This window comes from Actinokineospora enzanensis DSM 44649 (assembly GCF_000374445.1).
GTDB lineage: Bacteria > Actinomycetota > Actinomycetes > Mycobacteriales > Pseudonocardiaceae > Actinokineospora > Actinokineospora enzanensis.
Map to the genome: position 1 here is coordinate 436,561 of NZ_KB894403.1, position 19,018 is coordinate 455,578.

Sequence of the window (19,018 nt, forward strand, 5' to 3'; positions counted from 1 at the left end):
CCACCCCGGACTACTTGTGTGGATCATCCATCTGGGCCTGGCCGGTGCGGCGGTTCAGGGCGAGCCCGCGCCGTGGGAGAACGACGCCGCCTCCACCCCGCGCTGCGGTTTGTCCTGTTCGCGCAGTCTCGGGAGGGCACGTTCCAGGGCGTCGATGAGCAAATCGGCCAGATCGTGCGTGAAACCATTCCGGATGACGACGCGCAGGACCGCGAGGTCTTCACGGTCGGCCGGAAAGGTGTAGGCGGGGACGAGCCAACCCTGTTCCCGCAACGCCGCCGAGACGTCGAACACCGAGTACCCGGTCTCGCCGTCGGCCAGGGCGAACGCGAACACCGGCAGCTGCGACCCGTCCGTGACCAGCCGAAACGGCCCCATCGCGGCGATCCGGGCGGCGAGATCGGTCGCCACGTCCCGGCAGTACTGTTGAACCCGCTGGTAACCCTCCCGACCCAGGCGCAGGAAGTTGTAGTACTGGGCCACCACCTGCGCGCCGGGCCGGGAGAAGTTCAACGCGAACGTGGGCATGTCGCCGCCCAGGTAGTTGACCTTGAACACCAGGTCCTCGGGCAGCGCGTCGGCATCCCGCCACAGCACCCATCCGACCCCTGGATACACCAGCCCGTACTTGTGCCCGGAGGTGTTGATGGACGCGACCCGGGGCAGCCGGAAGTCCCATTCCAGCCCGGGGTCGCAGAACGGCGCGATCATCGCCCCGGACGCACCGTCCACATGCACCGGGATGTCCCAGCCGTGCTCGCGCTGGAGGCGGTCGAGCGCGGCGCAGATCTCCGCGACCGGCTCGTAGCTACCGTCGAAAGTGGACCCGAGAATCGCGACGACCCCGATGGTGTTCTCATCGCAGCGCTTGATCGCCTCCTCGGCCGTGAGGTGGAAACGGTCACCGGACATGGGGACCAGCCGGGCTTCGACGTCCCAGTAGTTGGCGAACTTCTCCCAACACACCTGCACATTGACACCCATGACGATGTTCGGCCGGTCGGTCGGTTCGCCCGCCGCTGTCCGCCGGTGCTGCCAGCGGCGCTTCATGGCGAGCCCGGCCAGCATGCAGGCCTCGCTGGACCCGGTGGTCGAACATCCCACCGCCGAGTCCGGGTCGGCCGCGCTCCAGAGATCGGCCAGCATCCGTACACACCGCTGCTCCAGCTCGGCGGTGCGCGGGTACTCGTCCTTGTCGATCATGTTCTTGTCGGCGCACTCGGCCATCAGGGCGGCGGCGGTGGGTTCCATCCAGGTGGTGACGAAGGTGGCCAGGTTGAGCCGGGCATTCCCGTCCAGCATCAACTCGTCATGAACGACCTGGTACGCGGTATCGGCGTCGACCTGGCCGTCGGGCATCCGGTTGCGTGGTATCCGCACCGGCTCGCGCAGGAAGACCGGATTGACGGCGACATCCGCACGGTCGCTCTGGGGCGGCTCGGACGGGTGGTTCAGCGGCATACCCCCACCCTCCCCTGTGCCCCGGCGGACCGCCACGCCATGTGGGCGACCCGACCACCCGGCACCCCCGAGGCCGAAGGCCAGGCAGGAAGCGCCCAGAGCGGGATGAAAGCCTCACACATCAAGCAAGTACGAGAAGCGTCGAACCCGAGGAATCCACCGCTGGAACGCGGCAAGATCCGCCAACGTGACCTGATTGGTCACCGGCACCAACCCCCGGTGCAACCTCCCCCACTCCCCCGCATCGGCATCAACCACAATCCGAGCACCATCCACAAGGTCAGCGGCAAACGCTGCCCAACTGGACCCGGCAGGCCGATACAGGAGCCCACCAAGCACGGAACCCCCAGGCCGGGCCGCGAACACCAGCCCCGCCAAAGCAGGCGAAGCGGTGAGAATCCCCAGTAGGATCACCACGGCCTGATATTCCCCGGGCCGATCGTTATCCCCGAGAAAGTCATCAGCGGTCGTGAACTCACTGGACCGCAGCATCCGATACACATTCGCCAACCGCTTCGCCGCCCGCGGCGTCGTGATCAGCAGGTCGAGCGCGTCGAGAAACGCGAGCTCCCCCTGACCAAGACCACGCGGCGGCAGGGTGACCGGCTCCGCGACCGACAGATACTCCGGAGTCGGCCTCGGCTCGACCCGATTCAGCCCAGCGCCATGCGGCATGAACATCACCGGCGCCACCTGCTCCTCCACCGGATCCACCAACGACCGCAACAACGCGGGCAACCCGCCCCGCCCCATCCGCGGCAGGGTGAACGGGATGTTGATGATCTTCTCCAGGTAGTCCTCCGGCGTGGCCTGCCGGGAGTCCACCAACCCCGCGTAATGGCCCCGGACCGCACGCACGAGCCATCGTGGGTCCACCCCGATGACCACCAGGAACAGATCCAGCGTCATCAGCAGGTGGACGGCCTCCAACACCTCCACCACCCGCCCGGGCGGACAGCGGTCGAGATCGTCGATATAGAGGACGATCCGGTCGATGGGCCGATCCCCGGCCGCCCGCCAGTCGGCGAGGCGGTCCACGAGTTCGTCGAAGTCGCGTCGAACATGGCTGACCGCGGTCAACTGAGGTGTGTAGGCGGCGAGGCGCTCGGTGCGGAAGGTCTCGAAGCGGAGGGCCGGGTCCAGCTCGACCAGGCGGGCGGTCAGCGTCGACACCCGTTCCACCACGGTGTCGCGCGCGGTGCTGGCGACCCGCTGTTCGGCCTCGACCTCGCGCAGGCGGTCCAGGGTCGGCTGGATGGCCGCGCGGTCCCGGGCCTCGGTGACCTCCGTCAGCCGGTTGCGCAGGTCGTCCCGTAGCTCCATCAGGCCGATCAGGCCGTTCTTGGCCCGGCCCGCCCACGCGGCGCTCAACCAGCCGAGACCCAGGGCCGGGCCGAGCGCGGTGAACAGCCACGGCGCCAGGAACCCGCCCAGCGCGACCATGGCGGCGATCCCGGCGGCGACCAGCGCGAGGACGGCCTTGCGCTTGGTCTCCGGGGTCTTCACCTCCTGGTAGTCCCGGTAGATCCCGCGCATGGCCTTGGAGAAGACCTTCGCCCGGTCCACCTCCTCGGTGATGCCCAGCTGCTCCCAGGCCCGGTCGAGCCGGGCGGCGAGCACGTCCGAGGTGGTGATCGCGGTCAGCACGTCCCGGGCCGTGACGAGGTGTCTGCCCTCGGTCTCCTCCACGACCTTCTCCAGCCGCGCGACCTCCTCGCTCGCGCGGGCGTTGACCTCGTCCAACCGGGATCGCTCTGTCTCGGCGGCGGCCAGCTCCCGTCCCGCCGCTTCCCGTTCGCCTGCGGGTGAGTCCGGCGTGCCGAGGCCGTCGAACACGGCGTCGGCGATGCTGGCCCAGAGGTTCGCGTCCGCGTAGTGCCAGGCGTTGAATCCTATGTGGACGATGTGGCCGCAGTGCTGCTCGGTGCCCTGCAGCGCGGTGATCCGACCGCGCAGCAGGGCCATGAAGTAGCTCTTGCCGGAACCCCAGGCACCGAAAACGCCGACGCACAACGGGACCGGGGTGTCCCGGCGCGCGATGACACCGGCGATCATCCGCACGTACGGCATCACGTCGAGACGGTCGGCGGAGGCGTCCAGGGCGATGTCCGCCTTCACCAGGTCACTGTCGACTCCGCCCGCCAGCACGGCCGGAACGGCAGCGTGTCCGGTATCCGCGAGCAGCTCCTCGGCGGAGGACGAGCGGTCGAACAACACGACCCGGCGGAGTATGCCACGCTTGCGATAGGCCACCGCAGCTCGCACGGCGGTCGCCATCTCCCGGAGGGCGACGCTCTTGGACACCTCCCGGTCACCGGTCCCGATCAACGGCAGTGCCAGGCCGGTCACGCCGGAATCCATCGCGAGGCGGATCGCGCTCCTCGTGGCGACCGCGATCGGTATGGCCGGGGTGCTCGACACGATCACCAGCCCCAGGCTCGGAGTCACCTGCTCGAAGAGCGTGCCGTCCGGGGGAAGCCTGGCCACGGCCTTCATGACGACCGGTTCGAGGTCCGGGAACGCGTCCAGGAAGGATCGGCCCAGTGAGCCCAGGCCCGCGGCCGCGGGGATCACCAGGGCGTCGGTGTCCAATGCCCACGGCTCGGTCGTCACCGTGAACTGGACGACGGTGCCGTTGGCCTCACCGAGGGTATGCACCGCCAAACCGTACAACACACGACAGTCGTGGCCCCGGCGGGTAATCACGGGCTGCCAAGGGAACCAGCCAGGCTGGGCCGATCGCGCGGGGTGGTGGGGCATTCGAGCGAAGATCAGCTGATCGGGTTCGGCAGGCGGGCGCGCTTTCCTACCCTTCGGGCGAATGGCGAGGTCGAGTCCGGAGGTGGGATTTGGTCAGGTACATCGCGCTGTCCGCGGTCGTGGTGACCGCGGCGACAGCGGTGGTCGTGGGTGCGTCGCCCGCGACGGCGGAGGTTCTCGGTGCGGGGCCGGGCGTGGTGGCGGGCAGCTACCTGGTGACGTTGCGGGACACCGCGGTCGACCAGGGGCGGTTGGCCGCGCGATATTCCGGTGCGATCAGATATCGGTACAACGACGCGTTACGCGGGTTCTCCGTGCAGATGTCCGAACCGGCCGCGCGCAGGCTCGCGGCCGACCCGGCCGTGGCGTCCGTGCAGCACAACCGGCGCGTGCGAGTGGACACCACGCAGACCTATCCCCCGTCATGGGGATTGGACCGAGTGGACCAACGGGATGCCGAACTGGACGACGCGTACTCCTACTCCACCACCGCGTCCACTGTCACCGCCTACGTCATCGACACCGGCATCTACACCGCGCACAACGACTTCGGCGGCCGGGCCGTGTGGGGCACGAACACCACCGGGGACGGGCAGGACACCGACTGCCAGGGGCACGGCACGCACGTGGCCGGGACGATCGGCGGCAAGGACTACGGCGTGGCCAAGGGCGTGCGCCTGGTCGCGGTGAAGGTGCTGGACTGCGCGGGCGACGGCACGACCGAGACCGTGGTCGCGGGCATCGACTGGGCCATCGCCAACCACGTGTCCGGGCCCGCGGTCGCGAACATGAGCCTGGGCGGCGACCCGGACGCGGTCCTCGATGCCGCGACCAAGCGGTTGGTCGCGGATGGCGTGACGACGACCGTGTCGGCGGGCAACAAGAGCACCGACGCGTGCGGGCAGTCGCCCGCGCGGACACCCGAGGCGATCACGGTGGGCGCGACGTCGGAAGGGGACGAGCGGGCGTCGTTCTCCAACATCGGTACCTGTGTGGACATCTTCGCCCCGGGCGACTGGATCACCTCGGCCACGAAGGGGTACCCGGACGCGTCGGAGACGTTGAGCGGCACGTCCATGGCGGCACCCCATGTGGCGGGTGCGGCGGCATTGCTGCTGGCGGTCGACCCCGCGACGACGCCCGCGCAGGTCGGCGCGCACCTGGTGCTGGACGCGACGTCCGGGAAGATCGCCGACGTCGGGACCGGGTCGCCGAACAAGCTGGTGGTCGTGAACACCGGGACGCGGCCGGGGTATCCGATCGTGTCGAACCCCGGATACCGGGCGCAGCGGACCGGGACGCCGATGACCATCCAGATGACCGCCGCGGGCGGCACCGCGCCGTACACCTGGTCGGCGACGGGGTTGCCCACGGGGGTTTCCATCAACGCCACGACGGGATTGATCTCCGGGACGCCGACGTCCACCCTGGTCGCCGCGACGGTGGGCGTGTCCGCGAAGGACAAGGCGAACCGGACGACCACCGTGCAGTTCAAGGCGACCGTGGTGCCGCCAGGGTGGACCTGTCCCACCGGCGGGCAGAAGCTGGTGAACCCGGGTTTCGAGAGCGGGGACACCGGGTGGTGGACCAGCGGGTACCTGATCGACCGCTTCACCGGCCCGGACGCACCGCGCACCGGGGTCTACTCGGCGAGCATCCCGGCGTTCACCGCGTTCGGGGACAGCGTGGTGCCCGATGACGTCAAGATCCCGCTGGAGTGCGCGTGGTCGACGTTGTCGTTCTACGTGAAGGTCACCTACGAGGAGGCCGTGGACGTCTACGACAAGCTGTACGTGCGGATCGACGGCCAGGACCTGCTTGCCATCCCGGGCAAGGGGGCGCCCGCCGGGTACAAGCAGTACACGGTGGACCTCGGCCGGTACGCGGGGCGGACGGTGTCGATCTGGTTCACCAGCTGGGGGGACACGGCCAACATCACGCACTTCGTGCTCGACGACGTGGCGCTCAACGCCCGCTGACGCACACCGGGAACCGGCGGTGCGAGCCGCCGGTTCCCAGGTCCGTCAACGGCCGCCCAGGGTCAGGTTCACGGTCTGCCGGTCCGGTGGAGTGGCCAGATAGGACAGTAGATCGGTAGCGATCTCGGTTGCCTGGGCGCGAATCTCCGGGATGGCTGTGGTCTCCCAGAGCGTGCCGAGCCGCAGCGCACCCAGTGTCCACAAGGGATGATCGGAGAGCCTGCCCCGGGAGTCGGTGTCGAAGCCGAGGCCGTGCGGACCGGGCGTGGTCAGGCCTGCGCGCAGCAGGCTCGACACCAACGGGTCGGTCACCGCCTTGGGGCGCTTCTGCGGGCCGGTGCAGTTCACCACCGCACCCACGTGCACGAACCGGTTGCCGCTGAGCCGGATACCCAGACCGGTCGGCGTCGGGGTGGCGTCGAGAACGCCCGCGCGGCGGATGCACAGCCTGCCCGCGGACCGGGCCTCGTGCAGGCGGTCGGCGACCACCGGCGGCATGCGATGGCGACGAACCTCCCACTCGCGCAGGTAGATGGCCAGGAACCGGTCCTGGTCGAGCGGGGACAGCTCGCGCCAGACGGTCGAGGTCAGCGGGCGCAGGCCGTCCATGGCAGGCCGCCAGTCCTGGCCGGAGCGCAGGCACGCGCGGATGTGCCGGGTGACCGTGCGGTGCAGGTCGTCCAGGCCGGCGGCGGTGGAGAGGTCCGGTGGGGCGATGGGTGGCGCGAGCCGGGCGTTGTGCCTGCGCGGCAGGAGACCGTGCCGGGAGACGGCCGTGATCGTCCGATGTGGACGATCCAGGGCCAGGACCATGTCCGCCATGGTGAGGCCGGTGCCCACCAGCAGCACGTCCACGTCGTCCGGGATGGCGGACAGCGCGCCGGGTTGCCACGGGTCCGCGATGAAGCGCGGCGAGTCCAGCAGGGCGGGCGGGGCCCAGGACCGGTCCGGCGGGAACACGCCCAGGGCGAGCACGGCCGCGTCCACGTGCGCCCGCTTCCCCGAGGCCAGGGCGAGTTCGAGGGCCAGGCCCGGGTGGACGGCGGTCACGCGGTCGCGCACCCGGTGCAGGCGGCCGAACCGGCTCCGGCGTTCGGTGGCGGCGAGCACCTCGGTCAGGTAGCGGCCATAGGTGGGGCGGGGCAGGAAGGCCGTCGGCGGGGCGGCGGCCCAGCGGGCGAAGTGGTCGGGGTCGTCGGGCAACGCGCTCAGCCGACCGGCGGGGACGTTGAGGAGATGGGTGTGGTGGGCGGTCGAGTAGGCGACGCCGCGGCCGGGGTGCGGGGCGGGGTCGACGAGGTCGATGTGCAGCGGCGTACGGGTGGCGGCCAACAACCGGATCGCGGTGAGTGCGCCCGCGGCCCCGGCGCCGACGATCGCCACTCGCGATGTCGTGTGTTCCATGGGCCCCTCAGGGATAATCCATCAAATCGGTGGATTTTATAGACCAGGTCGATCATGTTAGTTCCACCCCGGCGCGGAAGGAAGGGTTCTGGCCCGAGAATGATGAGGACGTGAGGGTGACGGCGAAGGTGGAATACGCGATCCGGGCCTGCCTGCAACTGGCGGCGGACGCGGCGGCGGGGCCGGTGACGGCGGCCCGGATCGCCGAGGAACAGGACATTCCGCTGAAGTTCCTGCACGCGGTACTGACCGAGCTCAAACGCGCGCGGCTGGTGCTCAGTACTCGTGGTTCCGGTGGCGGATTCCTGTTGGCCCGATCGGCCGACGACATCAGTGTGGCCGATGTGTTCCGGGCGATCGACGGCCCCATGCTGACCGTGCGCGACCGCGGGCTGTCCGACCTGCGTTATCAGGGCGCGGCGGAGCCGCTGCTGGAGCTGTGGCTGGCGACCAGGACGAGCCTGCGGGACGTCTTCGAGCGCACGACGCTGGCCGACATCGTCCGCCGGGAGCTGCCCACGGCGGTCACCGAGCTCGCCGAGCGGTACCGCGAGGACCGCAGGCACGAATGAACCCGGACACGACCGAGCGGTGTGGCGGCGGGGCCTGTCTCCCCGCGCCACACCGCTCGTCCGTTACCGCTGTTCAGTTGTCCGTCAGCGCAGCTTGTAGGCGTCGATGACGGTCAGCTCCTCCGTCTGGCCCGCCTTGTCGGTGGCGACGGCGTGCAGCGACACCGTGCCCGGCTGGTTGGGCTGCCACAGGAAGGCGGTGCCGAAGAGCACCGGCACCTTCTGCCAGGTCTTGCCGCCGTCGTAGGAGGCCTCGACCTTCAGCGTGCGCGGCGCCTGGGTGTCGGTCGACCCCTGCTGCTGCAGCGAGAACGGCACCGCGAACGGCCTGCCCTTGAGCGAGGTGTTGTTCTGGTCCAGGTTCGGGCTGACCCGCAGCGTGGACAGCACGATCGGGGTCGTCACGTCCGTGTGGCTCGACGGGAACGTCCAGGACGCGGTGACGTGGGTGGACACGTCCGTGGTCCCCGGCGCCCGGACGACATCCGCGACCAGCTTGTACGTGCCGTCCGCGGCGGGCATGGCGAAGGTCGCCTGCTGCGTCGGGTCGGTCGACTCGCCCAGCTTCGTGTCGCCCTGGTAGAGCGTGGTGACCTTGCTCGCCACCGGGGCGTCGCCCGCGTTGCCTGCGCCGTCGCCGAACAGCGACATGGTCCCCCGGAGGGTGTCCTTGGTGCGGTAGATGTAGGACTGGCCCTTGGGCACCGGCGGGAACGACGGCGCGAACACGCCCTGGTTGTAGGTCTCGCGGTAGTCGTGGCCCGCTCGGTAGCGGCGCAGCGGGCTGATGAGCACGGCCTCCGGCGTGGTGCCGGTCTTCGGCATCTGCACCAGCTCGGACACCCAGGCCGCGCCGTCCTTCTCGGTCGTGTAGTACTCGTCGCGGGCGAACGGCAGCGCCGCGGCCTGGTAGCCGGGGTTGGAGTCCATCACGCTGCCCTCGACCGGGAACGGCCCGGCGCCGCGCAGCCCGATGTTGCCCGGGTTGGTGCCGCGCAGGTCGGCCCGCACGTGTGCAAGGTCCCGCTTGGACGGGTGCTTGTCCAGGCCCGCGGGCAGGCTGCCGTGGCCGAAGTAGGCCAGGCCGTAGAAGTCGCCGTCGTCGCCGACCCACTGGGACTGGATCTTGTACGTGACCGCGTTGCCCGGGGCGGGGTCGCCGATCGTGCCGGTGAAGGTGCGGGTGATGTCGGTGCCCGCGAAGCCCGCGTAGAGGTCGCCGTAGTTCAGCGCGACGTCGGCGAAGGTGGACCGGGCGGTGTGGTCCGGCGGGGCGATGCGCAGCTGCTTGGCCTGCCGGTAGTCGACGGTCAGCTTGGCGTCCGCGGTCACCGTGAAGGTGGGCTGGAACAGCCAGTCGACGTTCTCGCCGACCAGCGCCGAGCTGACCGAGTACTCGCCCTTGGGCAGGCGCACCCGGCCCGCGGCGGTCACCGGATACCGGTAGGCGCCCGGCGCCTTGGAGATGAAGGTGACGGTGCCGTTGACGGCGGGGTAGCCGTCGAGGCCGATCTGGTCGACCGTCATCTCGAAGGTCTGCTCCGCGCGGACGAAGGCGATCGGGGTGCGGACGGTGCCCGCTGGTCCGGTCGCGGTGGCCAGGCCGCCGTAGACGCCCTGCAGCGTGGCGGTGGCCGGGTTCACCGCGTAGGTGGCCGTCGCGGTGCCGCCCGCCGGGATGTCCAGCTTCGACGGGGTGACGGTGGCCATGCTCGTGAGCTTGCCGTCCGGGCCGAGCAGCACGATCTTCAGGTCCAGCGTGGTGTCGGCGGTGCCGGTGTTGCGGTAGGTGACCTTCCTGGTGAAGTCCTGGCCGCCGGTGTCCGGCAGCCGCTCCAGGCCCATGTGCACCGAGGCGGGCGAGGAGGAGACCTGCTGGGCGATGGCCGCGCCGACGTCCACCCGGCCGGTGCCCTCCTGGAAGATCGTCTGCTGCTGGCCGGGCTTGGCGCTGGCCATCAGCACATCCTTGAGCTGCTCGCCGGTCCAGTCCGGGTGCTGCGAGGACAGCACGGCGGCGGCGCCTGCGACGTGCGCGGCGGACATCGAGGTGCCGGTGTCGGACACGTACCGGCCGTCGCCGACCGAGGCCGCCGAGCGGGCGGCCACGATGCCGACGCCCGGGGCGGTGATGTCCGGCTTCACGGCGCCGTCGCCGATGCGCGGGCCGCGGCTGGAGAAGCTGGCGATCTTGTCGGCGCGGTCGACCGCGCCGACGGTCAGCGCGGCGTCCGCGCTGGCGGGCGAGTCGATGGTGCCGGGGTTGGCGCCGCCGTTGCCCGCCGCGACCACGAACAGCGTGTTGTGCTGGGCGGACAGCGTGTTGACCGCGTCCTCCAGCGGGTCGACGCCGGGCAGGTCGTTGTCGCCGATGCTCAGGTTGACGACCTTGGCGCCCTGGTCGACCGCCCACTGCATGCCCGCGATGATCCACGAGTCGCGGCTGGTGCCGTTGTCGTCCAGGATCTTGCCGTCGAGCAGGGTGGCACCGTTGGCGATGCCGCGGTACTTGGCGTTGTTGCCCGCGATGATCGAGGCCAGGTGGGTGCCGTGGCCGAGCCGGTCGAGGTCGTCGCCGGAGCCGGTGAAGTTCTGCTCGGCGGCGACCTGGGTGGCCAGGTCGGGGTGGGTGGTGTCGATGCCGCTGTCGAGCAGCGCGACCTTGACCCCGGTGCCGGTGTAGCCCGCGGTCCAGGCGGCCGGGGCGTTGATCTGCACGGCGCTCTTGTCCAGCAGCGGCTTGCGCACGCCGTCCAGCCACACCTTGCGCACGCCCGGGTTGGCCACCGCGCTCCACGCCGAGCCGTCCCGGCGGGCCTCGATGGCCGAGCCGTTGACCGCAGCCAGGTTCCGGCTGCTCGCCACGCCCGCGAGCGCGACCGGGGCGATGCCCGGCTGGTAGGTGACGATCACCGGGAGGGTGGCGCTGTGCGCGTCGTCGTAGCCGTCGGCGAGCAGGCCGTCGATGTCGAACAGCCGCTCGTCCACGCGGCCCTCGTTGATCGGGGTCAGCGCCTCCACCGGCACGACGAAGTGGTGCCCGTTCTGCTCGTAGAGCGAGAACATCGCGTTGCCGCGGTTCGGTCCCGGCTGGATCTGCCGGTGGCCCAGGGTGTCGACGACCACCCGGTCGCCGGTCAGCAGCGTGACGGCGCGACCCCCGGCGGTGGCCACCGCGGGCGGGGCCGCGAACGCCGGGACGAGTTGGACGCCGCTCAGCACGCCGCCGAGCGCGATGGTCACGGCGGCCAGCCGTACCATCGAACGCCTCCTGGTAGTACGCATGGTTCCTCCGAACCGGGGTTGGGCTATGCGAGTTCCACGCGGAGGCACTCGGCCACCGCCGCGGGTGTGGGGTGGTCGAAGACCAGCGTGGGCGGCAGGGCGACGCCGGTGGCCAGGCTGAGCCGGTTGCGCAGCTCCACCGCGGTCAGCGAGTCGAAACCCAGGTCGCGCAGGGGCGCCCCGGCGTGCACCGCCGCGGCACCCGGCCGTCCGAGGACGGCCGCGACGTGCTCGCGCACGAGGTCCAGCAGGTTCTCCACATCCACGGTCACCTCGACCGGTGCCCGCTGATCGGCGAGCACCGCGAGATGGCGCAAGGGGACCGGCACCGTGGGCCAGAACCGCAGCGCGGCGGTGTCCAGCTCGATGGCGGCCAGAACGGGTTCAGGCGTGCGCAGCGCGGCCGCGACCAGTGCCTGTTTGTCCGCGAAGGACAGCGGGGTGATGCCGTGGTGGATCTCCTCGTCCGGCCCCCAGGCCAGCGACAGGGCCCGCTGCCCGCGCGCGGCCCGACGGCGGGCGAGCGCGTCCAGGGCGGCGGCGGGCACGGCGCCCTTGCCGCCGGAGATGCCCGAGACGTTGCCGGACAGGACGAACAGCGCGGCCTCGGCGGTCAGCTCGTCGAGCGCGCGCGCCTCGTCGTAGCGGGCGCCCGCGTAGACCAGGCAGGCGAGGTGTTCGGTGGCGGCGAGCGCCTGGGTGACGTCCTGGTCGGTGTACCGGACCGTCGGGGAGGCGGCCAGCCCGTCGATCGGCGCGCCGAGGACGAGCAGGTCGCGGGCGCCGAGGTCGAGCATGGCGCGGGCGAACATGGCCCGCTCGGGGTCGGTGCCGCCCGCGATCACGACCGTGCCCGCGGTCAAATCGGGGGCCGGGCTCTGGCCCACGATGGGCGCCAGCCTCGGCTCGTGCAGGCCGTCGGCGTCGAGCCGCAGCTGCCCGCCCGCGCCCGCGATCGCGGCCACGGTGGCGAGCGGCTCGGACTCCGGTAGGTGGACCAGGCTGACCCGGTCGGGGTGGGCGAGCTGGGCGGAGCGCACGTAGCCCCACACCGCCGCGCAGGCGGGATCGTCCGGCGAGTCGCCGCGGGTGACCACGACCGGGCGGACCTGCGCCCACGCCGGATCGGTGCGCCAGCGGGTCAGCGCCTCGGACACCTCGCGCAGCGCGTCCAGCATGTCCGAGGCGGTCACCGGCAGCACGAGCAGGCTCGGCGCGCCCGGGACGAGCTCGTCGGCGGTGACCACCGGCAGCCCGGCCGGGGCGGGCTCGACCCTGGTCCACTCCAGCCGCATGAGGGTGCCCAGGGTCTGCCGCTCGGCGGGGATCCAGTAGCGGCTGCGCTGGAACGGGTAGCCGGGCAGCCGCACCGGCGCGTCCGGCAGCGCGGACAGCGCCGCGGGCCAGTCGAGCGCGACGCCGTGCACGTGCGCGGTGGCCAGGTTGGTCAGCAGCCGGGCAGGCGAGCCGTCGTCGCGCTGGATGGACGGGATGACGGTGGGGCTGCCGTGGCCGTGCAGGTTCTGGTGCAGCGCCGTGGTCAGGATCGGGTGCGCGCTGACCTCGACGAACGCGGTGTGCCCGAGCGCGGCCAGGGTGGTGACGGCGCGGTCGACGCGGACGGGGGCGCGCAGGTTGCGGTACCAGTACTCGGCGTCCAGGGTGCCGACGTCCGCGCCGGTCACCGTGGAGATCATCGGGACCTGGACCGGCCACGGGGTGATGTCGCGCAGCTCGGCCAGCAGCGGGGCCTCGACGACGGCCACGTGCGGGCAGTGCGAGGCGTAGCCGATCGGGGTACGGCCTGCGCGCACGCCGTGCGGCTCGCAGTAGGCGACCAGCGCGTCGAGCACCTCGGGCGTGCCGGAGACGACGACCGAGGTGGGCGAGTTGACCGCGGCCAGCCAGACGCCGGTGATCGGGCAGCCGTCCGGTTCGCACACCGAGCCGTTGGCGCCGCCCACGACGTGCGCGGCGGCGTGCACCCAGTCCCAGGGGGCGTGGATCCAGGCCATGGCGCCGCCGTCGAGCCCGGCCACCAGCCGGGAGCGGGCGACGACCACGCGGGCGGCGTCGTCCAGGGACAGCGCGCCTGCGAAGCAGGCGGCGGCGACCTCGCCCTGGGACTGCCCGACGACGGCGTCCACGCGCACGCCCGCGGCCTGCCAGACGGCGGCGAGCGAGAGCATCATCGAGAACAGCGCGGGTTGCAGCATGTCCACCCGCCGCTGGGCGTCCGGGTCGGACAGCACCGCGCGGACGTCCCAGTCGACCAGGCGCGCGAACGCGTCGGCGCACTCGGCCATGCGATCGGCGAACACCGGGCAGGTGCGGATCAGCTCCTCCCCCATGCCGACCCACTCCGCGCCCTGGCCGCCGAACACCAGGACCACCCCGGACCCGCCGCGGCCGACGTCGCCCGGTCCGGGCACGACGGTCACGGACTCGTCCGCGGCCGTTCCAGCCTCCGCCACGGCGGCCAACCCGGCCGTGGCGGACTCGGGCGAGGAGGCGAGCACGATGGCGCGGTGTCCCAGCAGCGGTCCGCGAGCCAGCGCGACGCCGACGCCGCCCAGGGACGGTTCCCGTTGCAGCAGTTCACGCACCTGATCGGCGCGCGCCCGCAACGCGGTGGCGGAGGCGGCGGACAACAGCAGCGGCACGGTCGGACCGACAAGGCCCAGGTCGGTGACGCCCGATGTGGACTCGGGCTCAGCAGTCTCGGGTGCCGTGAACTCGGGGGCCTGTTCCAGCACGACATGTGCGTTGGTCCCGCTGATCCCGAACGCGGACACGCCCGCGCGGCGGGGTCGGCCGGTGTCCGGCCAGGGCACTTCCTCGCGCAGCAACGCGACCGGGCCCCAGTCGATGCCGGAGCTGGGCGTGTCGACGTGCAGGGTGCGGGGCAGCACGCCGTGCCGCAGGGCGCCGATCATCTTGATCACGCCCGCGACGCCCGCGGCGGCCTGGGTGTGGCCGATGTTGGACTTGACCGAGCCCAGCCACAGCGGCCGCTCCCGGTCCCGGCCGAAGGCGGCGGTCAGCGCGCGGGCCTCGATCGGGTCGCCGAGCCGGGTGCCGGTGCCGTGCGCCTCCACCGCGTCCACATCGGACGGTCGGAGGTCGGCGTCGGCGAGCGCGGCGGCGACCACGCGGGTCTGGGCGTCCTGGTCGGGGGCGGTGAGCCAGCCGGAGGCGCCGTCGGAGTTGCTGGCCGTGCCGCGGACCAGCGCGAGCACGCGGTGGCCGAGCCGCCGGGCGCGGGAGAGGCGTTCCAGCACCAGCACGCCCGCGCCCTCGGACGGGCCGAAACCGTCGGCGCCCTCGGCGAAGGCACGGCAGCGGCCGTCCGCGGACAGCGCGCCCATCCGGCCGAACTCGGTGAAGGTCATCGGGGTGGACATCACCGTCACGCCGCCCGCCAGGGCCAGCGCGGACTCGCCGCGGCGCAGCGACTGCACCGCCAGGTGCAGCGAGACCAGCGAGGACGAGCAGGCGGTGTCGATGGTGACCGCGGGCCCGCTGAGCCCGAAGGTGTGCGCGACCCGGCCGGAGAGCACACTGGCCGCGCCGCCCAGGCCCAGCTGCCCGGCGACCTCGGCGGGCACGGTGCGCAGCCGGGCGCCGTGGTCGTGGTTGACCACGCCGACGAACACGCCGACCGGTTCGGCCGCGGTGTCCGGGCCGCCGGGGGCGATGCCCGCGTCCTCGAACGCCGACCAGCACACCTCCAGCAGCACCCGCTGCTGCGGGTCCAGCGCGGGCGCGGTGCGCGGGGTGACGCCGAACAGGTCGGCGTCGAAGTCCAGGGCGTGCGCCAGGAACCCGCCGCCGGTGAGGCCGCGCGGGTCCCAGCCGCGGTCCGCGGGCGGGCCGGTGACCAGGTCCCGGCCCGCCGCGACCACGTCCCACAGCTCGTCGGCCGAGTCCACCCCGCCCGCGAACCGGCAGCCGACGCCGACCACGGCGATCGGCTCGGTCAGTTCGGCGACCCTGGCCCGCAGCAGGCGTAACTCGGCGAGCAGCTGCTCATCCATCGGTGGTGCCTTGCCCTTCCGGACACGAGCGGTCAGGCCTTGACCAGTCGTTCGACCATGGACTGGAACGACGCGGTGTCGTTGAGGTGCGGGAAGGGCTCGTCCGGCACCGGCACCTCCAGGAACTCGCACAGCGGTTCCCAGCCCTGCCCGACGGTGTAGGCGAGCAGCCGGTCGGCAGGCACGGCGGCGCGCACCTCGGCGTTGTGCGCCTCGAACCGGCCGATGATGTGGTCGCGGTCGTCCAGGCGGCCGCCGAAGGACAGCTGCGCGATCGCCGAGACCAGCCGCCCGTACCACTCGTAGCCGGGGATGGCCGCCATCTTCGCGGGGTCAGCGGCCATCTTCCAGACCGGCAGCAGGGTGCTGGACATGCTCTTGTACCAGGACTCCGGGTCCCGCTCGGTGAGCAGGATCTTCGCGTCCGGGTAGCGCGCGGACAGCTCCCGCCAGAACGAGCAGCCCGGCCAGTCCACAGTGGACTCGAAGCCCGCGAGCAGGCCGTCCCACTCGACCGGCTCGTCGGCGAACGCGGCCAGCCACTGCTGACCGTGCCCGGGGTGCTCGGTGACCTCGAACATGTGGTAGCACGGGCCGAAGCCCAGCCGCTCCAACGCGGCCTTCACCGATGCGGTGCCCGTGCGGCCGAGTCCGGCGCCGATGACCTTCATGCCTGCTCCTTCTGTGCGGCCGGGGTGTCCGCCCGCGACGGAGCCGCGGGCGCGGGGGCGGGGGCCAGCTCGCGGATCGCGGCCAGCACCCGGTCGGCGTCACCCGCCCGGCACACCACCAGGTCCGGCAGCCAGGCGTCCTGGCCGCCGTAGACCAGCGGGGAACCGTCCAGCCTGCTCGCGTGCAGGCCCGCGGCCAGCGCGACCGCGACGGGCGCCGCCGAGTCCCATTCGTACTGCCCGCCGCCGTGCACATACAGGTCGGTCTCGCCGAGCAGCACCGAGGCGATCTTCACCCCGGCGGAGCCCATCGGCACCAGGTCGGCGTCCAGCTCGGCGGCCAGCGCCGAGGCCAGCGCGGGCGGCCGGGTGCGGCTGACCGCGATCCGGAACCGACCCGGGGTACGCGGCCGGGCGTGCGCGTCCAGCGTGCTGAGCACCAGGTCCCGCGCGGGCAGCGCGATCGCGCCCGCGGCGAGCGTGCCGCGCCGCCACAGCGCGACGTGCACGGCCCAGTCGGTGCGGTCCTGCTCGCCGAACTCGCGGGTGCCGTCCAGCGGGTCCACGATCCACAGCCGGTCGCCGGTCCCGTCCCCGGGGGACTCCTCGGAGCGCAGGTGGTCGGCGGGGCGGTGCTCGGCGATCCGGTCGGCCAGGTAGGCGTGCGAGATCTTGTCGCCCGCGTCGCGCAGCGCTGCCGGGTCGGTGAAGCCGCGCTCGGCGCGCAGGCCGAGCAGCCGCCTGCCCGCGGTGACCGCCAGCTCGCCCGCCAGCACGTGGTCGCGGGTGTCGGCCGGGGACCGGCGCAGCAGCGCCAGGATCCGCTCGACCGCCGCGACCGGCGTGCAGGCGTCGGTGTCGATCACCAGCTCGGGCCGGGCGGGCGGCTCGTACGGGTCGCTGATGCCGGTGAACCCGTCGATCTCGCCCGCCAGCGCCTTGCGGTACAGGCCCTTGGTGTCGCGCCGGATCAGCTCCTCCAGCGGCGCCCGGACGTGCACCTCCAGGAACGGCGCGGAGGCGCCGTCCAGGCTGGCCCGCACGGCGTCGCGGGCCTCGCGGTACGGCGAGATCAGCGCGACGATCACGGTGACGCCGTGCCGGGCCAGCAGCCGGGACAGGTAGCCCACGCGCTGCACCTGGATGTCCCGGTCGTGCTTGCTGAAGCCCAGCTCGGCGGACAGCCCGGCGCGGACCTCGTCGCCGTCGAGCACCTCGGTCGGCAGCCCGGCGCCCGCCAGCTCGCCTGCCAGCCGCCGCGCGATGGTGGACTTGCCCGCGCCGGACAAGCCGGTCAGCCAGATGACCGCGCCCCGGGTGCTCATGCCGGCGTCACCGACACGACCGCCGAGGAGCCCAGCACCCTGCCGTTCGCGTCGAGCGCGCGGACCTGGGCGTACTTGGCGGCGCCCGCCGCGGTGACCATGGTCTCGAAGCCGGACCGGTCCGCGGTGGTCACCACCTTCAGGTGGTTGCGGTCGTTGCCGGTGAGCAGCTGCCAGCGACGCAGCTCGGTGGCGCCGTTCCAGCTCGCGTAGACCGCGACGCCCTGCGCGTTGCCGTAGGCGGCGACCGCGGGCGGGTCGGTCGGCGTGCCGTGCCAGTCCACGTGGTTGGCCACGTAGGTGTTGACCGTCGGGCCGGTGAAGTGCGCGGCGAAGATCAGCTGGTTGTTCTCGTCGAACTCGCTGAGCCTGCCGGTGTCGCCCCAGTTGACCAGGTCGTGCCCGTCCGGGAGCAGCTGGTTGCTGCCCTGGGTGCCGGTCGACAACCCGTCCACGGTGCTCACCGAGCGCGCCAGGGTGGCCGTCTTGGTGGCCTCGTCGACGTGCAGCAGGATCGCCCGCGAGGCGGGCCTGCTCGGCGGGACCGACGGGAACGCGGCGGCTGCCTCGTTGTCGAACATGCTGAACCCGCCCGGCTGGTAACGCACGTTGTGCTGCCAGGCGAACTCCGCGTCCGGGGTGAGCTTGTAGTCGGAGAACCGGCCGCCCAGCCGGGACAGGATCTGCCCGCTGTGCCGGTCGATCGTGTAGATCGTGTGCGTGTTGCGGCCGCTGACCACGATGTTGCCGTTCGCGTCCAGGTCGATCGCGTTGAAGTGCAGGTAGTCCCAGCCCATCAGCTCGTTGGAGCGCAGGTAGGACTCGGTGACCGGGATGTGGTCCAGGCTGTTCCAGGTCGTGAGCACCTTGCCGGAGGCGATGTCGATCTCCCGGATGGTGCACTCGACGATCGGCCGCAGCGTCGGCCTGCCGTCCACCACGCTGGTGGTGTGGTAGCTCACCGCCAGCAGCGTGTTCTCCGGGGTGATCTTGATCGCGTGCAGGTCGATGCTGTCGTCCATGCCGACCTGGGCGATGGTGCGGTAGTGGTCGTCCGCGATGACCACGTGCCCCATGCCCCAGCCGAGGGGGACCCAGGAGCCCTCCCACCACATGATCACCGGCTTGCCCTTGTAGGTCTGCTGCTGGGCGTTCATCACCAGGCGCAGCTTGTCGCCGCGCGGGGCGAACCACACCGGGCTGCCGGTGTCGTCGATCAGCATCGGGCCCAGCTGCTCGTTGGTGGTGGCCTTGGGGGTCAGCAGCATGAGGCCGGGCGAAAGGGGCGCGGTCTTGAGGTCGATCGCCATCGCGGGCGGGACCAGGTCCGGGCGCGAGTAGTAGCGCTGGACCAGTCCGTCCGACCCACTCGCCGGGGCGGGCGCGGTGCGGGCGGTGGGTGCCGCGTACACGGCGGGCAACGCCTGGCCCGCCTGCGCGGCGGACACGGGTAAATCGGATATACCGACGGCGAGTACGCCGAAAAAGGCACCGATAATCAGGGTGCGCGCACGTTCACGGGTG

9 protein-coding genes and 1 pseudogene are annotated in these 19,018 nt (G+C 71.9%); 2 read left to right on the plus strand and 8 right to left on the minus strand.

From position 1 onward, the window contains the following. Nucleotides 1–54: 54 nt before the first annotated feature. Both gad and C503_RS0101870 read right to left on the minus strand, forming a co-directional pair. On the minus strand, nt 55–1,461 hold the full coding sequence (gene gad / locus C503_RS0101865) for a glutamate decarboxylase (RefSeq protein ID WP_018680494.1): 1,407 nt from the start codon (nt 1,459–1,461) through the stop codon (nt 55–57). Nucleotides 1,462–1,575: 114 nt separating this feature from the next. Next, nucleotides 1,576–4,119, minus strand: coding sequence for a P-loop NTPase fold protein (locus tag C503_RS0101870; protein WP_169514480.1), 2,544 nt, complete (start codon nt 4,117–4,119; stop codon nt 1,576–1,578). Between the two features lie 191 nt (nt 4,120–4,310). Here C503_RS0101870 and C503_RS44005 point away from each other — a divergent pair, with 191 nt between their 5' ends. Continuing rightward, the gene (locus C503_RS44005) at nt 4,311–6,200 is read left to right on the plus strand and encodes a S8 family serine peptidase (protein ID WP_018680496.1); all 1,890 of its coding nucleotides are present in this window, start codon (nt 4,311–4,313) and stop codon (nt 6,198–6,200) included. 45 nt (nt 6,201–6,245) lie between these two features. Here the strand turns inward: C503_RS44005 and C503_RS37390 are convergent, their stop codons facing one another. Then, nucleotides 6,246–7,583 carry an FAD/NAD(P)-binding protein gene (locus C503_RS37390; protein ID WP_018680497.1) on the minus strand — a complete coding sequence of 446 codons (1,338 nt, stop codon included), beginning with the start codon at nt 7,581–7,583 and terminating at the stop codon, nt 6,246–6,248. 137 nt (nt 7,584–7,720) lie between these two features. On the opposite strand from C503_RS37390, the gene C503_RS0101885 reads away from it, so the two are divergent. Next, on the plus strand, nt 7,721–8,176 hold the full coding sequence (locus C503_RS0101885) for an RrF2 family transcriptional regulator (RefSeq protein ID WP_018680498.1): 456 nt from the start codon (nt 7,721–7,723) through the stop codon (nt 8,174–8,176). Between the two features lie 84 nt (nt 8,177–8,260). Here the strand turns inward: C503_RS0101885 and C503_RS37395 are convergent, their stop codons facing one another. The 5 genes and pseudogenes from C503_RS37395 to C503_RS0101910 form a co-directional block, all read right to left on the minus strand. Further along, the gene (locus tag C503_RS37395) at nt 8,261–11,437 is read right to left on the minus strand and encodes a S8 family serine peptidase (RefSeq protein WP_018680499.1); all 3,177 of its coding nucleotides are present in this window, start codon (nt 11,435–11,437) and stop codon (nt 8,261–8,263) included. Between the two features lie 47 nt (nt 11,438–11,484). Then, nucleotides 11,485–15,462: pseudogene (locus tag C503_RS37400) on the minus strand (type I polyketide synthase); the annotation flags it as partial. Nucleotides 15,463–15,530: 68 nt separating this feature from the next. Beyond that, the gene (locus C503_RS0101900; protein ID WP_018680501.1) at nt 15,531–16,169 is read right to left on the minus strand and encodes a sulfotransferase family protein; all 639 of its coding nucleotides are present in this window, start codon (nt 16,167–16,169) and stop codon (nt 15,531–15,533) included. Next, on the minus strand, nt 16,166–17,494 hold the full coding sequence (gene cysC, locus C503_RS48740) for an adenylyl-sulfate kinase (protein ID WP_018680502.1): 1,329 nt from the start codon (nt 17,492–17,494) through the stop codon (nt 16,166–16,168). Before cysC ends, C503_RS0101900 begins: the two co-directional genes overlap by 4 nt. Next, a complete protein-coding gene (locus tag C503_RS0101910) occupies nt 17,491–18,942 on the minus strand; it encodes an arylsulfotransferase family protein (protein ID WP_018680503.1) in 1,452 nt (483 codons plus the stop codon). Before C503_RS0101910 ends, cysC begins: the two co-directional genes overlap by 4 nt. Nucleotides 18,943–19,018: the final 76 nt, after the last annotated feature.